The 22361-nt window shown below is 72.5% G+C and carries 16 protein-coding genes; 10 read left to right on the plus strand and 6 right to left on the minus strand.

The features are described 5' to 3' along the window. The gene (locus tag HMPREF2833_RS09490; protein WP_246829112.1) at positions 1-2385 is read left to right on the plus strand and encodes a primosomal protein N' family DNA-binding protein; all 2385 of its coding nucleotides are present in this window, start codon (positions 1-3) and stop codon (positions 2383-2385) included. Between the two features lie 138 nt (positions 2386-2523). On the opposite strand, the gene HMPREF2833_RS09495 is transcribed toward HMPREF2833_RS09490, so the two are convergent. Continuing rightward, on the minus strand, positions 2524-3627 hold the full coding sequence (locus HMPREF2833_RS09495; protein WP_070637773.1) for a glycosyltransferase family 4 protein: 1104 nt from the start codon (positions 3625-3627) through the stop codon (positions 2524-2526). Next, a complete protein-coding gene (locus HMPREF2833_RS09500; RefSeq protein WP_039101146.1) occupies positions 3624-4679 on the minus strand; it encodes an alpha/beta fold hydrolase in 1056 nt (351 codons plus the stop codon). Before HMPREF2833_RS09500 ends, HMPREF2833_RS09495 begins: the two co-directional genes overlap by 4 nt. A 182-nt stretch (positions 4680-4861) precedes the next feature. On the opposite strand from HMPREF2833_RS09500, the gene leuS reads away from it, so the two are divergent. From leuS to holA, 6 genes are all read left to right on the plus strand, one after another. Continuing rightward, entirely contained in the window at positions 4862-7372 is a 2511-nt protein-coding gene (gene leuS, locus HMPREF2833_RS09505) for a leucine--tRNA ligase (protein WP_029603123.1), read from the plus strand. Positions 7373-7683: 311 nt separating this feature from the next. Next, on the plus strand, positions 7684-8577 hold the full coding sequence (locus HMPREF2833_RS09510) for a DegV family protein (RefSeq protein ID WP_237708699.1): 894 nt from the start codon (positions 7684-7686) through the stop codon (positions 8575-8577). A 77-nt stretch (positions 8578-8654) separates the two neighbouring features. Then, a complete protein-coding gene (locus HMPREF2833_RS09515; RefSeq protein ID WP_019309263.1) occupies positions 8655-9827 on the plus strand; it encodes a ComEA family DNA-binding protein in 1173 nt (390 codons plus the stop codon). 419 nt (positions 9828-10246) lie between these two features. Then, positions 10247-12628: a ComEC/Rec2 family competence protein gene (locus HMPREF2833_RS09520; protein WP_070637777.1), complete on the plus strand. Its 2382-nt coding sequence runs from the start codon at positions 10247-10249 to the stop codon at positions 12626-12628. Positions 12629-12780: 152 nt separating this feature from the next. Further along, positions 12781-13878, plus strand: a complete 1098-nt coding sequence (locus HMPREF2833_RS09525; protein WP_070637779.1) for an NADH:flavin oxidoreductase/NADH oxidase — start codon at positions 12781-12783, stop codon at positions 13876-13878. Positions 13879-14229: 351 nt separating this feature from the next. Next, entirely contained in the window at positions 14230-15243 is a 1014-nt protein-coding gene (gene holA, locus HMPREF2833_RS09530; protein ID WP_070637780.1) for a DNA polymerase III subunit delta, read from the plus strand. A 93-nt stretch (positions 15244-15336) separates the two neighbouring features. Here holA and rpsT read toward each other — a convergent pair whose 3' ends face one another. Then, on the minus strand, positions 15337-15597 hold the full coding sequence (gene rpsT, locus HMPREF2833_RS09535; RefSeq protein ID WP_012398375.1) for a 30S ribosomal protein S20: 261 nt from the start codon (positions 15595-15597) through the stop codon (positions 15337-15339). Between the two features lie 231 nt (positions 15598-15828). After that, positions 15829-16428, minus strand: a complete 600-nt coding sequence (locus HMPREF2833_RS09540; protein ID WP_070637782.1) for a type II toxin-antitoxin system PemK/MazF family toxin — start codon at positions 16426-16428, stop codon at positions 15829-15831. 84 nt (positions 16429-16512) lie between these two features. Between HMPREF2833_RS09540 and lepA the strand changes: the two genes are divergently transcribed. Both lepA and hemW read left to right on the plus strand, forming a co-directional pair. After that, a complete protein-coding gene (gene lepA / locus HMPREF2833_RS09545) occupies positions 16513-18369 on the plus strand; it encodes a translation elongation factor 4 (protein WP_059281550.1) in 1857 nt (618 codons plus the stop codon). Continuing rightward, positions 18369-19613, plus strand: a complete 1245-nt coding sequence (gene hemW / locus HMPREF2833_RS09550) for a radical SAM family heme chaperone HemW (RefSeq protein ID WP_070637784.1) — start codon at positions 18369-18371, stop codon at positions 19611-19613. The genes lepA and hemW overlap by 1 nt, the downstream gene beginning before the upstream one ends. Positions 19614-19683: 70 nt before the next feature. Here the strand turns inward: hemW and HMPREF2833_RS09555 are convergent, their stop codons facing one another. Continuing rightward, complete coding sequence (locus tag HMPREF2833_RS09555; protein WP_019309239.1) at positions 19684-20121, minus strand: DUF4870 domain-containing protein; 438 nt, start codon at positions 20119-20121, stop codon at positions 19684-19686. 147 nt (positions 20122-20268) lie between these two features. After that, positions 20269-21147: a DUF3097 domain-containing protein gene (locus tag HMPREF2833_RS09560; protein WP_070637786.1), complete on the minus strand. Its 879-nt coding sequence runs from the start codon at positions 21145-21147 to the stop codon at positions 20269-20271. A 173-nt stretch (positions 21148-21320) separates the two neighbouring features. Here HMPREF2833_RS09560 and hrcA point away from each other — a divergent pair, with 173 nt between their 5' ends. Next, a complete protein-coding gene (gene hrcA, locus HMPREF2833_RS09565; protein WP_070637788.1) occupies positions 21321-22331 on the plus strand; it encodes a heat-inducible transcriptional repressor HrcA in 1011 nt (336 codons plus the stop codon). Positions 22332-22361: the final 30 nt, after the last annotated feature.

The following is a 22361-nucleotide window of genomic DNA, read 5'->3' on the forward strand; positions in this document are numbered from 1 at the left end:
GTGGGAAACCCTCCTGGCCCGGCGGGCACCCCGGATGCAGCGGAGACCCCGGAACGCGAGCACACTCCCGGGCCGGGGGCCACCTCGGAACCGGAGAACACCTCCGGCGAGCAGCTCACGCTCGCGGGCCTTTCCCCGGCGCCGGAGCCCCGCGCCGCGCGCTCGGGTGGTTCCGCCGGCACGCGAGAGGCGGGGCCCCGCCCACGGGGCGCCGCCCTGGGCTCCGAGGGCGTGGCCGCCGAGAACCCCGTTGCCCGGGTGCTGCTGGAGGCCTACGTCCCCCACCTGGACCGGGTGTTCGACTACCGCGTGAGTGCCGCCCTGCACGAGCAGGCCGTGGTGGGGTCCAAGGTGTCCGTGATCTTCTCCGGGCGCAAGATGTCCGGGTGGGTCGTGGACAGGGTGGCGCACACCGACGTTCCGGGAGAACGGCTGCTGCCCATCCGGCGGGTGCTCTCACCGCTGCCGGTGGCCGCCCCGGAGATCGTGGACCTCGCGGAGGCCGTGGCCCAGCGCTGCGCGGGGACCGCAGCGGACGTGCTGCGCGTGGCCATCGCGCCCCGGGTGGCACGCGTGGACAAGGAGTTCGCCGCGGGGGACGCCACGCCCGCACCGGTGGAGGAACCGTCAAACGCCACCGAGGAGCAGCCGTCACCCGGGCAACAGGACAGGGAGGGCGAAGACGCCGTCGCCCCGTCGCCCGAGGTCTGGGAGCACTACGAGCACGGCCCCGAGTTCATCGCGGCGGTGGCGTCCGGGAGGCCGGTGCGCGGCGTCGTCGAGGTGCTGCCGTCCGCCGAGGACCACGACTGGGCGCGCCTGACCGCGAATGCCATGGCCACCGCGTACGCCGCCGGCCGCGGGGCTGTGGGCGTGGTGGCGGACCACAAGGCTCTAGAACGGCTCGAGACCGCGCTGCACGAGCTGGTGGGGGAGGACGCCGTGGTGCGGCTGCACGCCGGGGACGGCCCCACCCCGCGCTACCGCGGATTCCTGGAGCTCGCGCTGGGCCGCAAGCGGCTGGCCGTGGGCACGCGCTCGGCGGCCTATGCACCGGTGCAGGACCTCGCCCTGGTGTGCTGCCACGACGACGGGGACGTCAACTTCGTGGAGCAGCGCGCCCCCTACCAGCACACCCGGGACGTCCTGCTGCTGCGGGCCCAGCAGCAGAACCTGGCCGCGCTGTTCACCGGCTACGCCGTGAGCCCGGAGGCCCAGCGCCTCGTGAGCACGGGGTGGGCCGTGCGGCTGGCCCCGGACCGGACGGAGCTGCGCAGGTGCTCCCCGCGGATCGAGGCGACCTCGGACTCCTACAACACGGCCCGCGATCCGCTCGCGGCCCGCGCGCGGCTGCCGCACGAGGCGTTCCGGGTGGCGCGCGCGGCCCTCGAGAAGGGACCGGTGCTCGTGCAGGTGGCCCGCAAGGGCTACGCGCCGGTCCTCGCCTGCCAGCGGTGCCGCACACCGGCGCGCTGCCGCGCGTGCGACGGGCCGCTCGCCCTGTCCTCGGCGAACGCCGTGCCGGTGTGCACGTGGTGCGGTCGCCAGGCGCACGAGTGGAGCTGCGCGGAGTGCGGCTTCACCAGGGTGCGCCTGAGTTCCGTCGGTGCCGGGCGCACCGCCGAGGAACTCGGGAGGGCCTTCCCGCAGGTGCCTGTGATTTCGTCTTCCGAGCACACGGTCCGGGCGCGCGTGGGGTCCGCTCCCGCGCTCGTGGTGGCCACCCCCGGGGCGGAACCGGTGGCCGAGGGCGGGTACGCCGCGGCCCTGCTGCTGGACGGCAACCAGATGCTCGCCCGCCCGTGGCTGCGCGCCGAGGAGCAGACCCTGCGCCGGTGGTTCAATGCCGCCGCCCTCGTGCGCTCGGCAGAGCACGGCGGCACAGTGGTGGTCACCGCGGACCAGGACCGCGCCGTGTCCGCGCTCGTGCGCTGGGACCCCGCCGGGCACTCGGAGCGGGAGCTGCACGAGCGCCACGAGCTGGGCCTGCCCCCCGCGGTGCGCACCGCGGCGCTCACGGGTCCCCGCGGGGCGCTCGCGGCCACCCTGCGGGACCTCCAGCTGCCCGAGCGGGTGCGCGTGGTGGGGCCCGCCCCGGTCGAGAACACACCCGGCAATGGCGCTGACGTCGCGGAGAACGAGACCGGGGAGACGTCCGATGGCACTCTCGACGGGCTCGCGCGTGCGGGTTCCGCGGAGACCGCGCGCCCGGGCCGGGCGGGCGCAGGATCCGGCGAGGACCGGCCGTACCGCGCCCTGCTGTTTTTCGGGTTCGGGATCGCGCCCAAGATCACCGCGGCGTTGCGCGCGGAGAAGGCCCGGGCCTCGGCCCTGCGGGAGCACGCGCCCGTGAACGTGCGCTGCGACGTCGCCGACCTGCTCTGAACCACCCGGCGAGCCCAGCGGTCCGGGGCGGCGGCTTTCGTGTCGCCGTCCCGGAGAACGGGGAATCTGCCGCCGGATGCGGTCCCGCGGGCACCAGAAGTGCCACGAGCGAGTCCTCGGGCCATCTCCCCGGGGCGTTCAGCCGCGCTGGTGCAGCTCGCGTGCGAGGTCCAGCAGGTCCCGCGCGGAGTCCGCCCACGTGTGCTCGCGGATCCGTTCCAGCCCCGCCAGGACGCGCTGCCGGGCGAGACCCGGGTCCGTGAGCTCGCGCACCCGGGCGGCGAAGGCGGCGTCGTCGTCCACCGGGGCGTAGCCGGCGGCGTCCCCGGCGACCTCGCGGAAGATCGGCAGCTCGGAGCACACGACGGGCGCACCCTCGGCGAAGGCTTCCACGAGCGGCAGGCCGTAGCCCTCCGCGCGGGACGCCGTGACCAGCGCGGCGCACGAGGACAGCAGCTCGCGGTACTGCTCCTCGCCCACGCCGCCGTGGAAAACCACGCGGGCCCCGGCCGGCACCTGGGCCTGGAGTTCGGCGCGGCGCGCGGGGGAGATGCGCGAGAGCAGGTGCAGGGTGTGCCCGGGGAGGTGGGCCATGGCCCGCAACAGGGTCTCCACGTTCTTGTACGGCAGGAACGAGCCCATGTACACCAGGTCCGTGCCGCGGCGCGGAAGCCGGGCGAACGCCTCGTCCTCGGGGATCCCCGCCGACGGCGCCGCGTTGGCGATCACGCGCACGTCCCGCTTCGTGAGGCGGCGGGCCAGGATCTGCTGCCGGGAGGTCTGCGAGACCGTGGCCACGGCATCGGCGCGGTTGAGCGTGAGCCGCTGGGGCCACCAGGCCTTGTGGTACGCGCGCCAGCCCCACTGCACCGGCAGCGGCAGGTCGCCCGGGGGCTGCGGGTGCTCGTAGTAGATGAGATCGTGCAGCGTGAGGATCAACCGGTACCGGCGCCCCAGCGAGCCCATGGTCTGCATGGGGGAGAACACCACGTCCGGGTCGAAGCGGTTGACCGCGAGCGCCGTGAGAACCTCCGCGGGCGAGGTGACCGAGGGGCCCGTGATCGTGGCGACGTCCTCGGGCACGAACGCCCGCTGGGCGGGGTCGCTGACCAGCGCGCACAGCCGCACCCGCGGATCCTGCCGCACCTCTCGGGCGGTCGCGGCGAGCAGCTCCGCGCTGTAGCGGCTGATGCCGTCGTGGTGGTCGGTGCGGATGTAGCGGGCGTCGAAGAGCAGCTTCACCGCTCGGACTCCCCGGACAGGCCACGCGCCCGGGTCTCCCGCCGGAACTGCGCGGCGCTCGCCGCGGGGTCCACGGCGGGGAGCATGCCGGTGAGCTGGTCGGGGGTGGACACGGTGGTGTCCGCGTGGGGCAGCTGGTCGTAGCCCTCGAGGGGCTCGGGGGCGGGGGACTCCAGGAAGTCCTCGATCATCCGCGCGGCGGTCTGCGGCGCCTCGTAGTGGATCAGGTGGCCCACCCCGGGGATGATCTGCAGGCTGTGGCTGCGGATCCAGGACGCCATGGTGCGCTGGGAGTCCACAGAGCCGAGGTCGTCCAGCTCGCCCACGATCAGCAGGGTGGGCATGGTGAGCTTCATGGCCACCTCGGCCACGGTGCGGGAGATCGAGGCGTCGTAGGCCTGGGTGAGGACGTCCCGGTTGGCGAACGTGTTGAAGTACGCCTGGTGCTGGCGCAGCGCGTAGTGCTTGATCTCGGGGTCCTCGGACTTGATCATCACGTCCGTCATGAGCTTGACCACGGCGTTGGAGGACAGCAGCCGGGTGCCCAGCCGGCGGGGCATGGTGGAACCCGCGCCGTAGTACAGCCGGGTGAGCTTGGTCAGGGACTTCTGCGACCCGCTCAGCGCGGGCTGGGAGATGGGGTTGATGAGCACCAGCCGCTCCACCATGGAGGGGTGCTCGGCGGCGAAGTGCGCGGCCAGGATGGAGCCGAAGGAGTGTCCCGCGAGCACCACGCCCGTGCCGGAGTCCGGGGTCACGGCGCCGTCGGTCAGGGCGGTGATGAAGTCCCGGGTGAACCGCACGTACTCGTCCACGGAGTGCTCGCGCTGCGGGAAGGGTTCGGAGCGGCCGAAGCCGGGCAGGTCCGGGACCACCACGTGGTACTTCTCCCGCAGTGCGGTGGCGATCAGCTGCAGCCCGTGGTGGTCACCGCGGAAGCCGTGGAGCATGACCAGCAGAGGTTTGCGCTGCTTGTCCGCGTCGTAGAACCAGTACCGCACGCGGTACCCGTCCAGTACCACGCTGCGGCGTTCTGCGTAGGGGTTGTCCACCGGGCCTCCATCCGTGCGTCATCGGGCGCCCCCATGGTAGCCGGGCCCCCTGCACGCGGGCCGTGACGGCCGCTGGTCTAAACTGGGAGGGATCCCCACACATCCACGCGGGGGACCGCGCTGCCGCCCCGGAACCCCGGCCCCGGCACCCGCCCGGCCCCGTGAACCTGAAGGCGAGGCACGTGAGCGAGCACAGCACCCCGGAGGCGGGCACCGAGTACGACGTCCAGCGCATCGAGGCCACCTGGTCCGGCTACTGGGACGAGAACCGCGTCTACGCGCCCGCCGACGACGGCTCCGCGGAACGGCGCTACGTGCTCGACATGTTCCCCTACCCCTCCGGTGACCTCCACATGGGCCACGCCGAGGCGTTCGCCATGGGTGACGTGGTGGCCCGCTACTGGTGGCACCGCGGCTACGACGTGATGCACCCCGTGGGCTGGGACTCGTTCGGGCTGCCCGCGGAGAACGCCGCGATCAAGCGCGACGCCCACCCCGCGGAGTGGACCTACCGCAACATCGACACCCAGCGCGAGTCCTTCAAGCGCTACGCGATCAGCGCGGACTGGGACCGGGAGATCCACACCTCCGACCCCGAGTACTACCGCTGGACCCAGTGGCTGTTCCTGCAGTTCTACTCCCACGGGCTGGCCTACCGGAAGGACTCCCCGGTCAACTGGTGCCCCAAGGACCAGACCGTGCTGGCCAACGAGCAGGTGGTCAACGGGGCCTGCGAGCGCTGCCACACCCCCGTGACCAAGAAGTCCCTGAACCAGTGGTACTTCAAGATCACCGACTACGCCCAGCGCCTGCTGGACGACATGAGCGAGCTGGAGGGCCACTGGCCCGAGCGCGTGCTGGCCATGCAGCGCAACTGGATCGGGCGCTCCGAGGGTGCGCACGTGAACTTCGTGATCGAGGGCGCTCCCGCCGAGGGTGCCGACGCCTCGGACACCTCCGGGCGCACCGTCACCGTGTTCACCACTCGCCCGGACACCCTCTACGGCGCCACGTTCTGCGTGGTGGCCGCGGACGCACAGATCGCCCAGGACGTCGTGGCCCCCGAGCAGGCCGCGGCGCTCGCCGAGTACCGCGAGCAGGTCAAGGCGCTGTCGGACATCGAGCGGCAGTCCTCGGACCGCGAGAAGACCGGCGTGTTCCTGGGCCGCTGGGCGGTGAACCCCCTGACGGGCGAGAAGTTGCCGGTGTGGGCCTCGGACTACGTGCTCGCGGACTACGGCACGGGCGTGATCATGGCGGTGCCCGCCCACGACCAGCGTGACCTGGACTTCGCCCGCGCCTTCGACCTGCCGATCCGCACCGTGCTGGACACCGGCGAGGAGGATCCCGCGGTCTCCGGCGTCGCCGCGGTCGGGGACGGCACCCTGATCAACTCGGGTCCTCTGGACGGGCTGCCCAAGGCGGAGGCCCTGGAAAAGGCCATCGAGATCGTCACCGAGGCGGGCACCGGCGAGCGCTTCGTGAACTTCCGGCTGCGGGACTGGCTGCTGTCCCGGCAGCGTTTCTGGGGTGCCCCCATCCCGATCATCCACTGCGCCTCGTGCGGCGAGGTGCCGGTGCCCGAGGATCAGCTGCCCGTGCGGCTGCCCGAGGACCTGCGCGGTGAGCAGCTCGCGCCCAAGGGGCAGAGCCCGCTCGCGGCGGCGTCAGACTGGGTGAACGTCAGCTGCCCCGCGTGCGGTGGGGCCGCGAAGCGTGACACTGACACCATGGACACGTTCGTGGACTCGTCCTGGTACTACCTGCGCTACACGTCCCCGCAGGACGACGCCGCCCCGTTCGACCGTGCGGCGGTGGACCGCTGGCTGCCGGTGGACCAGTACGTGGGCGGTGTGGAGCACGCGATCCTGCACCTGCTGTACTCGCGGTTCTTCACCAAGGCCCTCTACGACTTCGGCCTGGTGGGTTTCACCGAGCCGTTCAAGGCGCTGCTGAACCAGGGCCAGGTGCTCAACGGCGGCAAGGCGATGTCCAAGTCCCTGGGCAACGGCGTGGACCTGGGCGAGCAGCTGGACGCCTTCGGCGTGGACGCCGTGCGCCTCACCATGGTGTTCGCGTCCCCGCCCGAGGACGACGTGGACTGGGCGGACGTCTCCCCGCAGGGCTCCCAAAAGTTCCTGGCCCGCGCGTGGCGCCTGGCCCAGGACTGCACGGCGGACCCGGCGGCGTCGTTCGCGGACGGGGACAAGGCGCTGCGCAGCGCCACGCACCGCACGGTGGCGGACGCCGAGCAGCTGCTGGACTCCGGAAAGTTCAACGTGGTCATCGCCCGCACCATGGAACTGGTGAACACGGTGCGCAAGGCCATCGACACCGGCTGCGGCCCGGCGGATCCCGCCGTGCGCGAGGCCGTGGAGGCCGTCGCGATCCTGCTGAGCCTCGTGGCGCCGTACACCGCCGAGGACATGTGGCACCTGATCGGCCACGAGGACACCGTGGTGCGCGCCCCGTGGCCCACCGTGGACCCCGCGCTGCTGGTGCAGGACACCGTGACCGCCGTGGTCCAGATCAAGGGCAAGGTCCGCGACCGCCTGGAGGTCCCCGCGGACATCACCGAGGCGGACCTGGAGGCCGCGGCCATGGCATCGGAGACGGTCCAGCGGCTGCTCGCGGACGCCACGGTGCGCAAGGTGATCGTGCGCGCTCCCAAGCTCGTGAACATCGTGGTCTGATGACCGCCCACGGTTCCCGGAGCCCGTCCCCCGACTCGCACGAGCCGGAGGGCGGGCTCCGTCCGTTCCCGGGGCTGCGCACGGACGGCAGCGCGCACGCGGGGGACGCACCCGCCCCGCCCGCCTCCCCCGCAGGAGGCCCGGACGACGACGCCGCGCCGCGCCACGCTGACGGGGGACACGGTGCTGCTGCCGGTCCTCGGGAGCACCGCGCGGGACGCGGAGCGGAAGCTGGCGTCAGTGGGGGGAGCCCCGCTCACCCGGCCGACCGGAGGAGCCTGCGCGGGGGCGGTCGCCGCAGGGTCGCGGTGGTGACCGACAGTGCCGCCGCCCCGCCGCAGGGTTGGCTCGAGGACTGGGAGGGCTCCGGCGGGTTCGCGCTCGTGGACATGCCCGTGCTCATCGGCGGGCAGCTCCACACCGAGGACGAGGCGGACCGGCTCTCCTCCCTGGTGGTCGCCCTGGCCGAGGGCCGCCCGGTCACCACCTCCCGCCCCGCCCCGGGACGGCTGCGCGCGGCCTATCGGAGCTTCGAGGAGGCAGGCTTCGAGGCCGTCGTGTCCGTGCACCTCTCGGGTGAGCTCTCCGGCACGGTGGGGGCGGCGAGGATCGCGCGGCAGGACATCGGGATCCCGGTGCGCATCGTGGACACCCGCAGCGCCGGTCTGGCGCAGGGACTGGGCGTGCGCGCGGCCCTGGGGGCGGCGGCGTCGGGAGCGGGGATCGAGGACGTCGCCCGCGCGGCCACCGAGGCGGCCGAACGGGTGCAGGTGCTGATCCAGGTGCGCTCCCTGGACACCCTGCGCCGCGGCGGGCGGGTGAACCCGACCACGGCGATGGTGGGCACCATGCTGCAGATCAAGCCGCTGCTGAGCCTGGCCGAGGGGAAGATCGTGACCGTGGAGCGCCCGGTGTCCCTGCCGCGGGCGAAGCAGCGGTTCATGACGCTCGTGGGGGAGGCGCTGGAGCACTCCGAGGCGCAGCACCCGGTGCTGTGCGTGCACCACGTGGCGGATCCGCACCGGGCGCGGGAGATCGGGGAGGTGCTCGTGGACCGCTACCGCCCGGACGCGGAGCTCGTGGTCAGCGAGCTGCCCCCGGTGCTGAGCGCCCACGTGGGGCTGGGGACGAAGGCGGCGATCGTGGAGGGGCCCACCTCCAGCCCGGTCGCGCACGGTGTGAGGGCTCCCCAGCCGGGCACCTGACTCCCGCGTGCCGCACCGGGTCCACATCGGCGCGGTGACGCCCCTGGTGGGGGAGCGCGGCGCGGTGGAGTGGGGGCATGAGTGGCATCGAGTTCAGAGGGCGGCGCAGGTTCCGGGACAGCGAGGCCACGGAGCGGTTGACCGCGCTGCTGCGCGAGAACGGCGCGGGCGGGACGTCTCAGGCGGCGCCCGGCCACCAGGATGACGAGGACGTGTCGGGCGGATCGGTCTCGCGGGCGGCCAGCATGTCGTCGGGCGCGCCGGCGGGTCACGCGGCGCACGCCTCCACCGGGACAGCGGCCAGCCACTCCAGCCCCGGGTCGCCAACCGCCCCGGAGACCGAATCCGCGGGCGACTCCGGAGACTGGTCCGACCCAGGGGGGTCCCGGCACCGCGAGGACGTGATCGTGCGCCGCCGGTTGAGCCGCCCGGCGCTCTTGCTGCTGTGCGTGGTGCTGCTCGTGGCGCTCGGTGTGGGGTGCGTGAGTCTGCTCACGGGTGGGTCGCGGGAGGACGCGGTGGTGGCCACCGCGTCCACGGGGGCTGAAGCCTCAGATGATGGCCCGGGAGACGCCGGGACCGTGTCCGCCGGGCCTTCCCGGGCAGCCAACGGACCGGGCAGCAGTACGGACCGTGGAACCGGCACCGCGAGACCTTCGGCCGGCGCAGATGGTGGTGTGGTGACCGTCCACGTGGTGGGAGAGGTCAAAGACCCCTCGGTGGTCACCCTGTCTCCCGGAGCCCGGGTCATGGACGCGGTCCAGGCCGCCGGAGGGTTTGCGCCCGGGGCCGTGAAGGACCGGATCAACCTGGCAGAGCCCGTGGTGGACGGCGCCCAGATCGTGATTCCCAACCGGTCCAACGTGGACGAGGTGCTCGCCGCCGGTGCCGCGCCGGGTGCCGGGGCACGGTCTGCCGGGCCCACTGCCGGTGGATCCGCCGCGGGCGGGACCTCTCCGGGCGGGTCCGCGGGGGCCGGAGCGCCCGGGCAAGGTGGGTCGGCCTCGGAACGGACATCCGGTACAGGGGATCAGCGCGCACCGGGCACCGGCTCCGGGGCCCTGGTGGACCTCAACACCGCCAGCCAGGCCGAGCTGGAGGAGCTGCCCAAGGTGGGGCCCGTGCTCGCGCAGCGCATCGTGGAGTTCCGCACCCAGCACGGTCCCTTCACTGCCCCGCAGCAGCTGGACGACGTCAGCGGAGTGGGCCCCGCCATGCTGGAGGCACTGCTGCCGCTGGTCACGGTGTGAGCGTGACGTGGGACCTGCGGCTGCTGCCCGTGGCGCTCGCGGTGTGGGCCTCGGCCGCCGCGACCATGGCCGCCGGGTGGGCCGGGGGCGCGGCGTGCGCGCTGATCGCCACGGTGCTGGTCCCGGTGGTGGACCGGGTGCCACAGTGGGCCCGGATGACGCGGGGGTGGGCACAGGGCGTGCGCCGGGTCGGTACCCCCGGGATCCTCGGCCGCGCGATCCGCGGCGGGACTGCACCGAGCCGTGCTCGTCGGCCCCACCGCAGCGATCGGTCTCACCGCAATGCTCAGCGCCCACTCAGCGCTCAGCCCCCTCACACCGCGCGGTCCCCGCGTTCTGCTCTGTCCCGGGGGAGTGGTGGGGCGTCACGACGCGCTCACCCCGCCCCGAACGGACGTCCCACGCCTCCACGTCCCGTCATGGCCGCCCTCGTGCTCCTCGCGGGGGCGGCGGCAGTCGTGAGCGCGCTCGCCGCCACGGCACCGGCCCGGGCGTTTCTGGACGAGCACCCGCAGGGCTCGGTCGTGCGGGTGGAGGCGAGCGTGTCCGGGACACCGTCCCCCTACACGTCCCGCTCGCTGCACGGGGAGCAGGAGGCCTCCCACGGGGTCGCGGTCACCCTGGGCGTGGCAACGGCGGACGGCGCTGCCACAGCCACCGGGCTCACCGTGTTCGCAACCCACCCCGGCTGGGAGGCCCTGGACGACGGGCAGCGCGTGAGCGCCGTCGTGACCGTGGCGAGCACCGCGACCCCCGCCCGGCTGCTCGCCCGGGCCACGTCCCCGCCCGTGACGGACGCACAGGCCGGACCCGAGCCCGGGCCGGTGGAGGCCGTCCGCGCGGACCTCACCCGCATCGCCGGGGGCTTCGGCGCCGTAAGTGCGGGCCTGGTGCCCGGCATGACCGTGGGGGACACCTCCCAGCTGCCGGACGCACTCGCCCAGAGCATGAAGGACACCGGGCTCACCCACCTCATCGCGGTGTCCGGGTCCAACTGCGCCCTGGTGATGACCCTCAGCGGGTTCACCGCACTGTCCCTCGGGGCGGGCCGGCGCACGTGCGTGAGGGTGGGTCTCGTGGCTCTCGCGGGCTTCGTGGTGCTCGTGGGCCCGGACCCGTCCGTGCTGCGCGCCGGGGTCATGGGGGCCCTGGGCGGGCTCGCCATGCTCAGCGGGCGCGCCGGGGTGAGCCTCAACGCCCTGTGCGCGGCGGTGACCGGACTGGTGCTCGCGCGCCCGGACCTGGCCACGGACATGGGCTTCGTGCTCTCCGTGCTGGCCACCGCGGGCATCGTGGTCAGCGCCCGACCCGTCACCCGTGTGCTCAGCACCCGCCTGCCCACAGTGCTCGCCGTGTGCATCGCGGTGCCGCTCGTGGCCCAGCTGTGGTGCGGGCCCGCACTGCTGCTGCTCAACCCCGACCTGCCGCTGTACTCCCTGCCCGCGAACATGGTCGCCGCACCCCTGGTGCCGGTGGTCACCGTGGCCGGACTGCTCGCGGTGTGCGTCCTGCTGACCGGGCTCCTGCTGAACCCCGTGCTGTCCTGGGCGCTGCCGGGTGCGGCGGACCCCGCCTCGTTCGCGGGCTGGGACCGCGCCGCGAGCCTGCCCGTGGGCATCGCCTCCTACCCGGCGCGCACCATCGGGTGGATCGCCGACACCTTCGCCTCCCTGCCCGGCGCGCACGTCCCCTGGCCACCCGATGTGCCGGGGTTCCTGCTGCTCACGGTCCTGACCGTCCTCGCGCTCGCCGTGCTGCACACGGTGGACGCGCGCATGCGCTGGCCGCAACCAACCGCCAGAACCGCGGATCCCACATCCGCCGAACGCCCGGTGCCGGACGCCGTGTGGCGCGCCCGCGCACACCGCCTCCGGGCACGACGCCGCCTGCTCGCCGCCACGGCATCCCTCGCCCTGGTCATGCTCCTGGTCACCGCCGTGATGTGGTGGTTTCGCCCGCCCCCGGAGTGGGAGTCGGTGGTGTGCGACGTGGGGCAGGGGGACGCCGTGCTGCACCGCACGGGGGAGCACAGTGCCGTACTCGTGGACGGTGGCCCCGACCCCCGCGCACTGACCCGGTGTCTCCGGGACGCCGACGTCACCCGCCTGGACGCGGTGATCGCCACCCACGACCACGCCGACCATGTCGCCGGGCTCGAGGGGCTCGCCGAGATCGTGGACGTGGACCGCGTCTGGTACTCCGCCGCCGGGGACACCCTGCCGGACGAGCTCACCCAGTGGGCGGACATCGCCACACGCCCCGCTCCCGGTGAGCAGCTGCACGTGGGGCCGCTCACCGTGGAGGTTCTCGCTCCCGCACCTCCGCCCACCACCCCCGATGGCACCCCGACGGCAGGCACGGCGCCGTCCGGCTCCAGTGGCAGCACGTCACCACGCCCCGCGCACCGCAAGGTCACCTCCGAGGACGAGAACAACGCCTCCCTCGTCCTGCTCCTGACCCTCGACGGCCCTGACGGCACCACCACCTGGCTCAGTGCAGGAGACCTCGAAGCGGACGGCTACCGCCGCGACCTGCGCACGTTCCCCGGAGCGCACCCACCCACCGTGGACGTCCTCAAGGTCTCCCACCACGGCGCCCGCAACGGCGGCACCGACATCATCCACGACACCCACCCGGCGCTCGCGGTGATCTCCGTGGGGGAGGACAACAGCTACGGCCACCCGCACCCCCAGACGGTTGCCGCGCTGCAGGAGGTGGGCGCGGCAGTGGCCCGCACGGACCAGAACGGCGCCCTGTGGGTGCACCGCGAAGGAGAGCGCATGGTCGTGTCCCGACGCTGAGCGGGGCAGCACCAGCAGAAATATCGCGGGGGGAAGATCTGTTGTGCACCACGAAACACCGGGCATCCGCGCCGGTCACCCCGGGGCCGTACGTCGTCAGGACACCGCTCCGGTGCGGCACGTGCGTGGCGCCCCTCGACGGAAGGACTCCCATGCGCTCCACCCTGTTCGAACCCATCACCCTCCGCGGCCTCACGGTCCGCAACCGGCTGTGGATCCCGCCCATGTGCCAGTACTCCGCGTTCGGGGAGGACGGCGTGCCCACCGACTGGCACCTCGTGCACTACGGATCGCTCACCGCCGGTGGGGCGGGGGCCGTGATGGTGGAGGCGAGCGCCGTCGTGCCCGAGGGCCGCATCAGCAACCGGGACCTGGGACTGTGGAACGACGAGCAGCAGGACGCCCTCGTGCGGATCGTGGACTTCGCCCACCAGCAGGGCGCGGCCATTGGCGTGCAGCTCGCCCACGCGGGACGCAAGGCCAGCACGGAGGCCGCCTGGGGCTCCGAGAACCCCGGCCGGTCCATCGCGCCGCAGGACGGGGGCTGGCAGACCGTGGGCCCCTCCGCTGTCGCCTTCCCTGGCCTCGCCGAGCCCGTCGCACTGGACGAGCAGGGCATCGACGACGTCGTGGCCGCGTTCGCCGCCTCGGCCCGCCGTGCCGTGGAGGCCGGCATGGACTTCGTGGAGCTCCACGGCGCCCACGGGTACCTCCTCCACGAGTTCCTCTCCCCGCTGAGCAACGAGCGCACGGACGAATACGGCGGCACCCTGGAGAACCGCGCCCGGCTGCTGCTGCGCGTCACCGACGCCGTCCGCGACGTGATCCCCAAGGACATGCCCCTGCTCGTGCGCCTCTCCGCCACCGACTGGACCGAGGGCGGGCTCACCGTCGCCGACACCTCCCGCGTCTCCGGGTGGCTCGCCGAGCACGGTGCAGACCTCATCGACGTCTCCTCCGCCGCCAACGTGCCCGCCGAGATCCCCGTGGGACCCGGCTACCAGGTGCCCCTCGCCACCGAGATCAAGACCACCGCCGGGGTGCCCGTGGCCGCGGTCGGCATGATCGACACCGCCTGGCAGGCCGAGCAGATCGTCGCCACCGGACTCGCGGACGTGGTGCTCATGGGCCGCGAAGCGCTGCGTGACCCCCACGTGGCGCTCACCGCCGCCCGTGCCCTGGGCGTGCAGGAGTTCCCGGTCCCGGGCCAGTACGAACGCGCCTACCGCCGCCCGCCCCGCACCCGCTGAGCCCGGGCGCTCGCCGGACAGCGACTTGAGCGTGATTCGGCGGTGGCCGCCGAGCACGAGAGCCAGGGCGCTCGAGGGACACGACCGGATCCGGGATGCGGAGTTGAGCGAGGAGTCCGGGGGATGCGACGTTCGAAGGACGACGGCGCGCTGCCGGGCCCCGTCCGCACCGTCCCGCGGTGTCCCGGCGTCGCCCGCCCTGCACAGGCTCTCCGGGGTGTCTGCGCCCACGGTTAGCATGGGGAGGCAGCGTCGGCGTCCCGACCCCGCACATGCCGGTGCAACGGCGCGCACGTACCCGGCCCCGGGCGGCGACGTCACCCGAGCAGTCGGCCACGATCGAGGAGCACCATGACCCCGGCACGCACGTCTTCCCGCCGCCAGGCGCCCTCGGCCCCGCAGACCTCGTGGCGTGAGGCCACACCTCAACCCCTTGTGCTGGCCTCCGGCTCGGACGAGTACATCCTGCAGCGCATCAAGGAGACGCTCCGGGACACCATCCGCGCGGACCGGGGTGCGTGCGAGGTCACGGACATCGCGGCCGGGGACTACGAGCCGGGCCAGCTCGCCGTGGTCACCAGCCCGTCCCTCTTCGACGACCCCAAGCTCGTGTGCGTCCAAGAACTTGCGGGCATGAACGAGCACCTGCTGGCGGACGCCCTGGCCTACGTGGCCAACCCGGACCCGGACGTCACCGTGCTGTGGCAGCACTCCGGGGGCACCCGCGGCAAGAAGCTGCTGGACGCCCTCAAGGAGAAGGCTCTCGTCCTGGACTGCACCCCGCCCAAGACCGACCGGGACAAGTCCTCGTTCGTCCTCGCGGAGTTCCGCGCGCAGAACAAGCGCATCGAGCCCGACGCCGCCCGCGCTCTCGCCGCTGCCGTCGGCACCTCCACCGCCGAAATGGCCGCCGCGTGCTCCCAGCTGATCGCGGACGGTCCCGTGACCGTGGATCTCGAACTTGTGGAGAAGTACTACGGCGGCCGCGTGGAGGTCACCGCGTTCCGCGTGGCAGACGCCGCCGTGGCGGGCAACGCCGAGCAGGCCCTGAAACTGTGGCGCCAGGCAGTGGACGTGGGGGTGGACCCCGTTCCCATGGTGGCCACGCTGGGCTCGAAGATGCGGCTGATCGCGCTCACGGCCGGTTCCCGCGGGGGAGCGGGGCAGATCGCCCGGGACGTCGGCGCCGCGCCGTGGCAGGTGGAGCGCGCCCAGAACGAGGCGCGCCGGTTCACCGCCCAGGACGTCACCCGGGCGCTGCAGGCCATCGCCGAGGCGGATGCCCAGGTCAAGGGGGCGTCCCGGTCCCCGTACTTCGCGGTGGAGCGCGCCATCACGGTGATCGCCACGTCCGGCCACCGCTGAGCGAGCGGCAGCACACCGCACACGACAACGGGCCCGGCACTCGCGAGGAGTGCCGGGCCCGTGTGCTCCGTCAGTGAGACGGTGTCAGCCGATTCAGATCTTGGCGACCTTCTTGGCCAGACCGGACTTCTTGTTGGCCGCGGTGTTCTTGTGCAGAACGCCCTTGGACACGGCCTTGTCGAGCTTGCGGGACGCGGTGCGCAGGGTCTCCGCAGCGGCGTCCTTGTTGCCGGACTCCACAGCGGCATCCACCTTGCGGATGAGCGTCTTGAGCTCGGACTTGTACGAGTTGTTGCGCAGGCGAGCCTTCTCGTTGGTGAGGATGCGCTTCTTCTGCGACTTGATGTTGGCCACGTGTAACTCCTAGAACGATTGCGGAAGTAGGTCAGTGAGGGCTCACGGATGGTCATCGACTGAGTTGTGAGAGTGGGGATGCTCGGTGGCAACCATCCGCTGTGCCCGACGACCAGCGCGGACACACAGCGGACTACTTTAGCAGACTGCCGCCACGAATGTCCGGCGCGGCGCGCCGGTCCGAGGGCGGGCACCGGGTGCTGTCTCGGTGCTGCGAGGACGCTGGCGGGTTCAGCGCCGCCGCGTCAGCTCCGCCGCCACGGCGTCGAACCGCGACCGGTCCAGCACCGCACCCTCACGCCGCACGTCCTCCGGCCGCACCGGGATGATCCGGTCGATCCGCGCCTCCGAGGGACGCCCGGAACGGTCCCAGCCGCCCACTCCCACGTCCACGTACGAGGGGTCGTCGTGGCGGGCGGTGTCGTGGTCCTTGGAGGTCAGCATGACGCACAGCAGGTGCTCGCCGGCGCGGTCCACGATCAGCACGGGCCGGTCCTTCCCGCGCGAGTGGTCCTCCTGGTAGCGCACCCAGGTCCACACGACCTCCCCGGGATCGGGCCGCCCGTCCGGCTTCGCGGCCCACCGCGGGTTCACGGGCCCCGTCCAGTCCCCGGGGTACGGCGAAGAGGTGCCGGGGGCGCGGGTGCCGGAGGGCGACGTCGCCGTGCCCGGCCGGGTGCTCGAGGTGCCGTTCTCGTGGGCCACGGTGGGCGGCGGCGTCGTGCCCCCGGAGCGTGACGAACGGGAGGCGGGACCGCGGGAACCCGCGTAGCGCTGGTACATGCGGACGAGGCGCAGCCCCTGGTTCAGGAGTCGAGTGATGTCGGCCATGGGGACATCGTAGGGGGACCGGTTCGCCCCCGGCCCGGGATCATGGGAAACTGGGGAGTCATCCTGAGAACGAAAGGACCGCCCGTGTCACCGTTGGCCGTCAATCCACCGGCACCTGCCTCGACCGACCCCTCGGTGATCAGGAACTTCTGCATCATCGCCCACATCGACCACGGCAAGTCCACGCTGGCGGACCGGATGCTGCAGGCCACGGGCGTGGTGACACCCCGGCAGATGAAGGCCCAGTACCTGGACCGCATGGACATCGAGCGCGAGCGCGGGATCACCATCAAGTCCCAGGCGGTGCGCATGCCGTGGAACGTGGACGGCACGGACTACGCGCTGAACATGATCGACACGCCCGGGCACGTGGACTTCACGTACGAGGTCTCCCGCTCCCTGGCCGCGTGCGAGGCCACCATCCTGCTGGTGGACGCCGCCCAGGGCATCGAGGCGCAGACGCTCGCCAACCTGTACCTCGCCATCGAGAACGACCTCACGATCATCCCGGTGCTCAACAAGATCGACCTGCCGGCCGCCCAGCCCGAGAAGTACGCCGCGGAGCTCGCCAACCTCATCGGCGTGGAGCCGGAGGAGGTCCTGAAGGTCTCCGGCAAGACGGGCGAGGGTGTCGAGGAGCTGCTGGACCGCATCGTGCGGGACGTGCCCCCGCCCCAGGGCGTGAAGGACGCGCCGTCGCGCGCCATGATCTTCGACTCCGTGTACGACACCTACCGCGGCGTGGTCACCTACGTGCGCGTGGTGGACGGCACCCTGGTGCCGCGCGAGCGGATCCAGATGATGTCCACGGGTGCCACCCACGAGATGCTCGAGATCGGTGTGATCTCCCCGGAGCCCATCCCGTCCAAGGGGCTGAGCGTGGGGGAGGTGGGCTACCTCATCACGGGTGTGAAGGACGTCCGCCAGTCCCGCGTGGGCGACACCGTGACCAACCAGCAGAAGCCCGCGCAGGAGTCCCTGGGCGGGTACGAGGATCCCAAGCCCATGGTGTTCTCGGGCCTGTTCCCCGTGGAGGGCTCCGACTACCCGGTGCTGCGCGACGCCCTGGAGAAGCTGCAGCTCAACGACGCCGCCCTGGTCTACGAGCCCGAGACCTCCGCGGCACTGGGCTTCGGCTTCCGCTGCGGCTTCCTGGGTCTGCTGCACCTGGAGATCACCCGGGACCGCCTGGAGCGCGAGTTCAACCTGGACCTGATCTCCACCGCGCCCTCGGTGTCCTACAACGTGACGCTCGAGGACCACTCCGAGGTGGAGGTCACCAACCCCTCCGAGTTCCCCGAGGGTCGGATCCTGGAGATCCGCGAGCCCATGGTCTCGGCCACCATCCTGGTGCCCTCCGAGTTCATCGGCGCGGTCATGGAGCTCTCCCAGTCCAAGCGCGGCGAGATGAAGGGCATGGACTACCTCTCCGAGGACCGCGTGGAGCTGCGCTACCGGCTGCCGCTCGCGGAGATCGTGTTCGACTTCTTCGACCAGCTCAAGTCCAAGACCCGCGGCTACGCGTCCCTGGACTGGAAGGCGGACGGCGAGCAGGCCGCGGACCTCGTCAAGGTGGATATCCTGCTGCAGGGCGAGCAGGTGGACGCGTTCAGCGCGATCACCCACAAGGACAAGGCCTACTCCTACGGCGTGCTGATGACGGGCAAGCTGCAGAAGCTCATCCCGCGCCAGCAGTACGAGGTGCCCATCCAGGCGGCCATCGGCTCGCGCATCATCGCGCGCGAGAACATCCGCGCGATCCGCAAGGACGTGCTCTCCAAGTGCTACGGCGGCGACATCTCCCGCAAGCGCAAGCTGCTGGAGAAGCAGAAGGAGGGCAAGAAGCGCATGAAGATGGTGGGCCGCGTGGAGGTCCCCCAGGAGGCCTTCGTGGCCGCACTGTCCTCGGACGAGGACAACGGCAAGGACAAGAAGAAGTAGTGCCCGCGCAACCGGAGGGCGATCCGGCTCCGGAGGACGGTGCGCTGCCCGCCGCCTCGGTGGCCCGCGCCTCGGAGCGCACCCTGAGCCTGTACGTCCACGTCCCGTTCTGCGCCGTGCGCTGCGGCTACTGCGACTTCAACACGTACACCATGGAGCAGCTCGGGGACGGCGTCTCCCGCGCGGACTACCACGCCGACGCCGCCGCGGAGGTCCGTTTCGCACGCTCGGTGCTCGACGCCGCCGGGTCACCGCCGCGGCCGCTGCACAGCGTGTTCTTCGGCGGCGGCACCCCCACCCTGCTGCCCGCCCGGGAGCTCGCGGCCATGCTGGAGCAGGCCACCGAGAGCTTCGGGCTGGCACCGGACGCGGAGGTTACGGTCGAGGCGAATCCGGACTCCGTCACGCAGGAGACCTTCGACGTCCTCGCCGCGGCCGGGGTGACCCGCGTGTCCTTCGGGATGCAGTCCGCGGTGCCGCACGTGCTCGCGGTGCTGGAACGCACGCACACCCCGGCGAACGTGCCGCGCGCCGTCGGCTGGGCCAAGGAGCGCGGGCTGGGCACGAGCGTGGACCTGATCCACGGCACTCCGGGGGAGAGTCTGCGGGACTGGGAGGTCTCCGTGGAGGCGGCGCTGGACATGGAACCGGACCACGTCTCGGCGTACTCGCTGATCATCGAGGACGGCACCAGGCTGGCCGCCCAGATCCGCCGCGGCGAGGTGCCCGAGCCGGACCCGGACGACCAGGCGGACAAGTACACGCTCGCCGATCGAATGCTGCGCGGTGCCGGGTTCGCCTGGTACGAGGTGTCCAACTGGTCGCGGGACGCGCACGGTCGCACCGCGGAGCAGAACCGCAGCGCGCACAACATCGCCTACTGGCGCAACCAGGACTGGTGGGGCATCGGCCCCGGAGCCCACTCCCACGTGGACGGGGTGCGTTGGTGGAACCTGAAGCACCCGCTGCCCTACACGAACAAGGTGCGCGCGGGGGTCTCACCCGCGGTGGGTCGCGAGACGCTGGACGCCGACACCCAGTACGTGGAGCACGTGATGCTCGGCATCCGGATCAGCGAGGGCATCCCGGTCTCGTCCCTGCGCCCGGAGGGTCGCCGTGCCGTGGCCGGACTGATTGCGGACGGCTGGCTGGACGGCCCCGCGGCCCTCGCGGGCACGGCGGTGCTCACGGATGCGGGCCGCCTGATGGCCGACGCCGTGACGCGGCGGCTGCTCGGCTGGTGACAAGGGCGGCAGGGTCGCCACGCGGCGTCGGGCACTCGTCGTGCCCACCGCAGCCGGGACGTGCCCCGAGTCAGCCGCGGTGGCCGGTGAAGCGGTCGTAGAGGTGCGTGTTGGCGCGGTACTGGTGGGGCTCGCCACGGTTGACCTTGATGCCTGCGCGCACCGACGTCACCGCCAGGAGCACCCAGGTGACGGCCGCGACCACGGAGAACACGCCGCCGACCACGGGGATCAGGGACAGCAGGATGCCGCCCAGCACGATGATGCTGGGGAGCATGGTGTAGTTGGCCGCCTCGCGGGACTCCTGCGCGGTGAACGGCCCGCGGTCCTTGAACACGCGGTGGATCACGTAGCTGGGGATCACACCCACCACGCCGCCGAGGTGGGCCAGGGTGGCCCACTGGCGGTCCTGGTTGACGTCCAGGGGCTGGGCCACCGGGTGCACGGACTCGAACGGCGCGGCGGAGTCCTGGGCGGAGGCAGAGGGCGTGGAGGCAACGTCAGTCACGAGTGGGTGTCCCTTTCAGGGGCGGTAGCCGGACCAGACGGGAGAGCGGGGGTCTGGTTCCCCCGATGATACCGGGGCCGTCTGGGAGCCTGCCACGGTGTGCGTCACACCGCGGGACCCCTGCAGCCGCCCGTGTCCGGGGACGGCTCAGCGCGCGGTGCCCTGGTCCGCGGTCAGGAAGTCGATGAGCTCCTCCACGCGGCCCAGCAGCGCAGGCTCCAGGTCCGCGTACGTGTTCACGCGCGTGAGGATCTGCTGCCACGCGCGGCCCACGTCCTGCGGGGTGCGGTGGGGCAGTCCCAATGCCTTGGCCATGCCGGTCTTCCAGTCCACGCCGCGCGGGATCACGGGCCACGCGGGGATGCCCAGCGCGGAGGGCTTCACGGCCTGCCAGATGTCCACGTAGGGGTGTCCCAGGATCAGCACGTTGTCCGCGGCACCCGGAACCCGCAGTGCCTGCTCGGCGATGCGGGACTCCTTGGAGCCGGCCACCAGATGGTCCACCAGGATCCCCAGGCGTCGCTGCGGGCCGGGGTTGAAGTCGCGGATGGCGGCGGGCAGGTCGTCGATGCCGTGCAGGGGCTCCACCACGATGCCCTCCACCGCGAGGTCGTGCCCCCAGACCTTGGCCACGAGCTCGGCGTCGTGGTAGCCCTCGACCCACACGCGGGACTCCTTGGCCACGGACGCCCTGAGGCCCTCCACCGCCACGGAGCCGGAGCGCGTGATGCGCTTGCCGGTGGGCGCGGTCCGCGGCGCCGGGGGTGTGAGCCGCACGGGTTCGCCGTCCAGCAGAAAGCCCGGCCCCAGCGGAAAGGTCTTGACCCGGCCGTGGCGGTCCTCGAGCCCCACCACGCGCATGCCGCCGATCACCTCCACGCTGACGACGGCGCCCACCCACCCGGTCTCGACGTCCTCCAGCACCATGTCGCGCGCCACCGCGACCTCGCGCGCCCTCGGCCGGGTGCGGGACACCTCGGGGCTGTCCAGGTCCTGGGGACCCCAGCCCCAGCCGGGTGCGTTCACGGGTTCCTCCTCGGTGCCGCGGGCAGATCAGCCGCGAGCGTACCAAAGCGGCCCCGGGACACCTGCGCCCTAGACTGGGGGATTAGCACTGTGACTGGATGAGTGCCAAAATTGGTGCTCGGCCACGACGGGCGCACGGCCCGTTGCTCGACACGCCACGGGAGGTGAGGACCATGGACCATCCGCGCAGGGTGCAGATCCTGCGGGCCATCGTGGAGGACTACGTCCACTCCCGCGAACCCGTGGGCTCCAAGGCGCTCGTGGAGCGCCACCGGCTTCCCGTGTCCTCGGCAACGGTGCGCAACGACATGGCGGCCCTCGAGGACGCCGGACTCATCGTGGCACCGCACACCAGCTCCGGGCGGATCCCCACCGACCAGGGCTACCGCGTGTTCGTGGACCAGATCGCCGCGGTCCAGCCGCTGAGCCCGGCCCAGCGCCGCGCCATCCAGGTGTTCCTGGAGGACGCGCAGGACATCGACGACGTCATGGAGCGCACGGTGCGCCTGCTCGCGCAGCTGACCCACCAGGCGGCGGTGATCCAGTACCCCGTGCGCACGGGCACCACCGTGCGCCACGTCGAGCTCGTGGACGTGGGCGCGGCAGTGCTGGTCATCCTCATCCCCACCTCGGGCCGCGTGGTGCAGCGGGCCGTGGAGCTGCGCACCGCGCTGGACGAGCCCCAGCTGCTGGAGCTGCGTGCCCGCGTGCTCGCCCGGGTACTGGGACAGGCGCTGGATGCCGTGCCGAGCGCCGTCGCCGGACTGGGGGAAACGCTGCCCGCGGAGCTGCGCGAGGCCGGGGACGCCGTCGGGGAGACCCTCTCCCTGCTCGCCTCGGCCACGGACGAGCACCGCCTGGTGATGGCCGGCACGGCCAACCTCGCGAGGTTCAGCGGCGACTTCCCGCAGAGCATCTCCCCGGTGCTGGAGGCCCTGGAGGAACAAGTGACCATGCTGCGGTTGTTGTCCGAGATGCAGCAGGACGAGCGCGGGGTGGCCGTGCGGATCGGCTCCGAGGAGTGCGACGACCCGCTGGCAGAAGCCTCCGTGGTGGCCACCGGCTACGGACCGCGCGCCGCCTCCAAGGTGGGCGTGGTGGGACCCACCCGCATGGACTACCCGACCACCATGGCCTCCGTGCGCGCGGTGGCCCGATACCTCTCCAGGAACCTGGGGGACTGAGCGCCGCGCCGGCGCCGCCCCGACCGAGAC

This window comes from Kocuria sp. HMSC066H03, from assembly GCF_001812045.1.
GTDB classification, from domain to species: domain Bacteria; phylum Actinomycetota; class Actinomycetes; order Actinomycetales; family Micrococcaceae; genus Kocuria; species Kocuria rhizophila.

Coding starts and splice junctions, on each gene's coding strand:
- HMPREF2833_RS09515 (WP_019309263.1), top strand. CDS start 8,655: ATGAGTGGCATCGAGTTCAGAGGGCGGCGCAGGTTCCGGGACAGCGAG.
- HMPREF2833_RS09520 (WP_070637777.1), top strand. CDS start 10,247: ATGGCCGCCCTCGTGCTCCTCGCGGGGGCGGCGGCAGTCGTGAGCGCG.
- HMPREF2833_RS09525 (WP_070637779.1), top strand. CDS start 12,781: ATGCGCTCCACCCTGTTCGAACCCATCACCCTCCGCGGCCTCACGGTC.
- holA (WP_070637780.1), top strand. CDS start 14,230: ATGACCCCGGCACGCACGTCTTCCCGCCGCCAGGCGCCCTCGGCCCCG.
- HMPREF2833_RS09540 (WP_070637782.1), bottom strand. CDS start 16,428: ATGGCCGACATCACTCGACTCCTGAACCAGGGGCTGCGCCTCGTCCGC.
- hrcA (WP_070637788.1), top strand. CDS start 21,321: ATGGACCATCCGCGCAGGGTGCAGATCCTGCGGGCCATCGTGGAGGAC.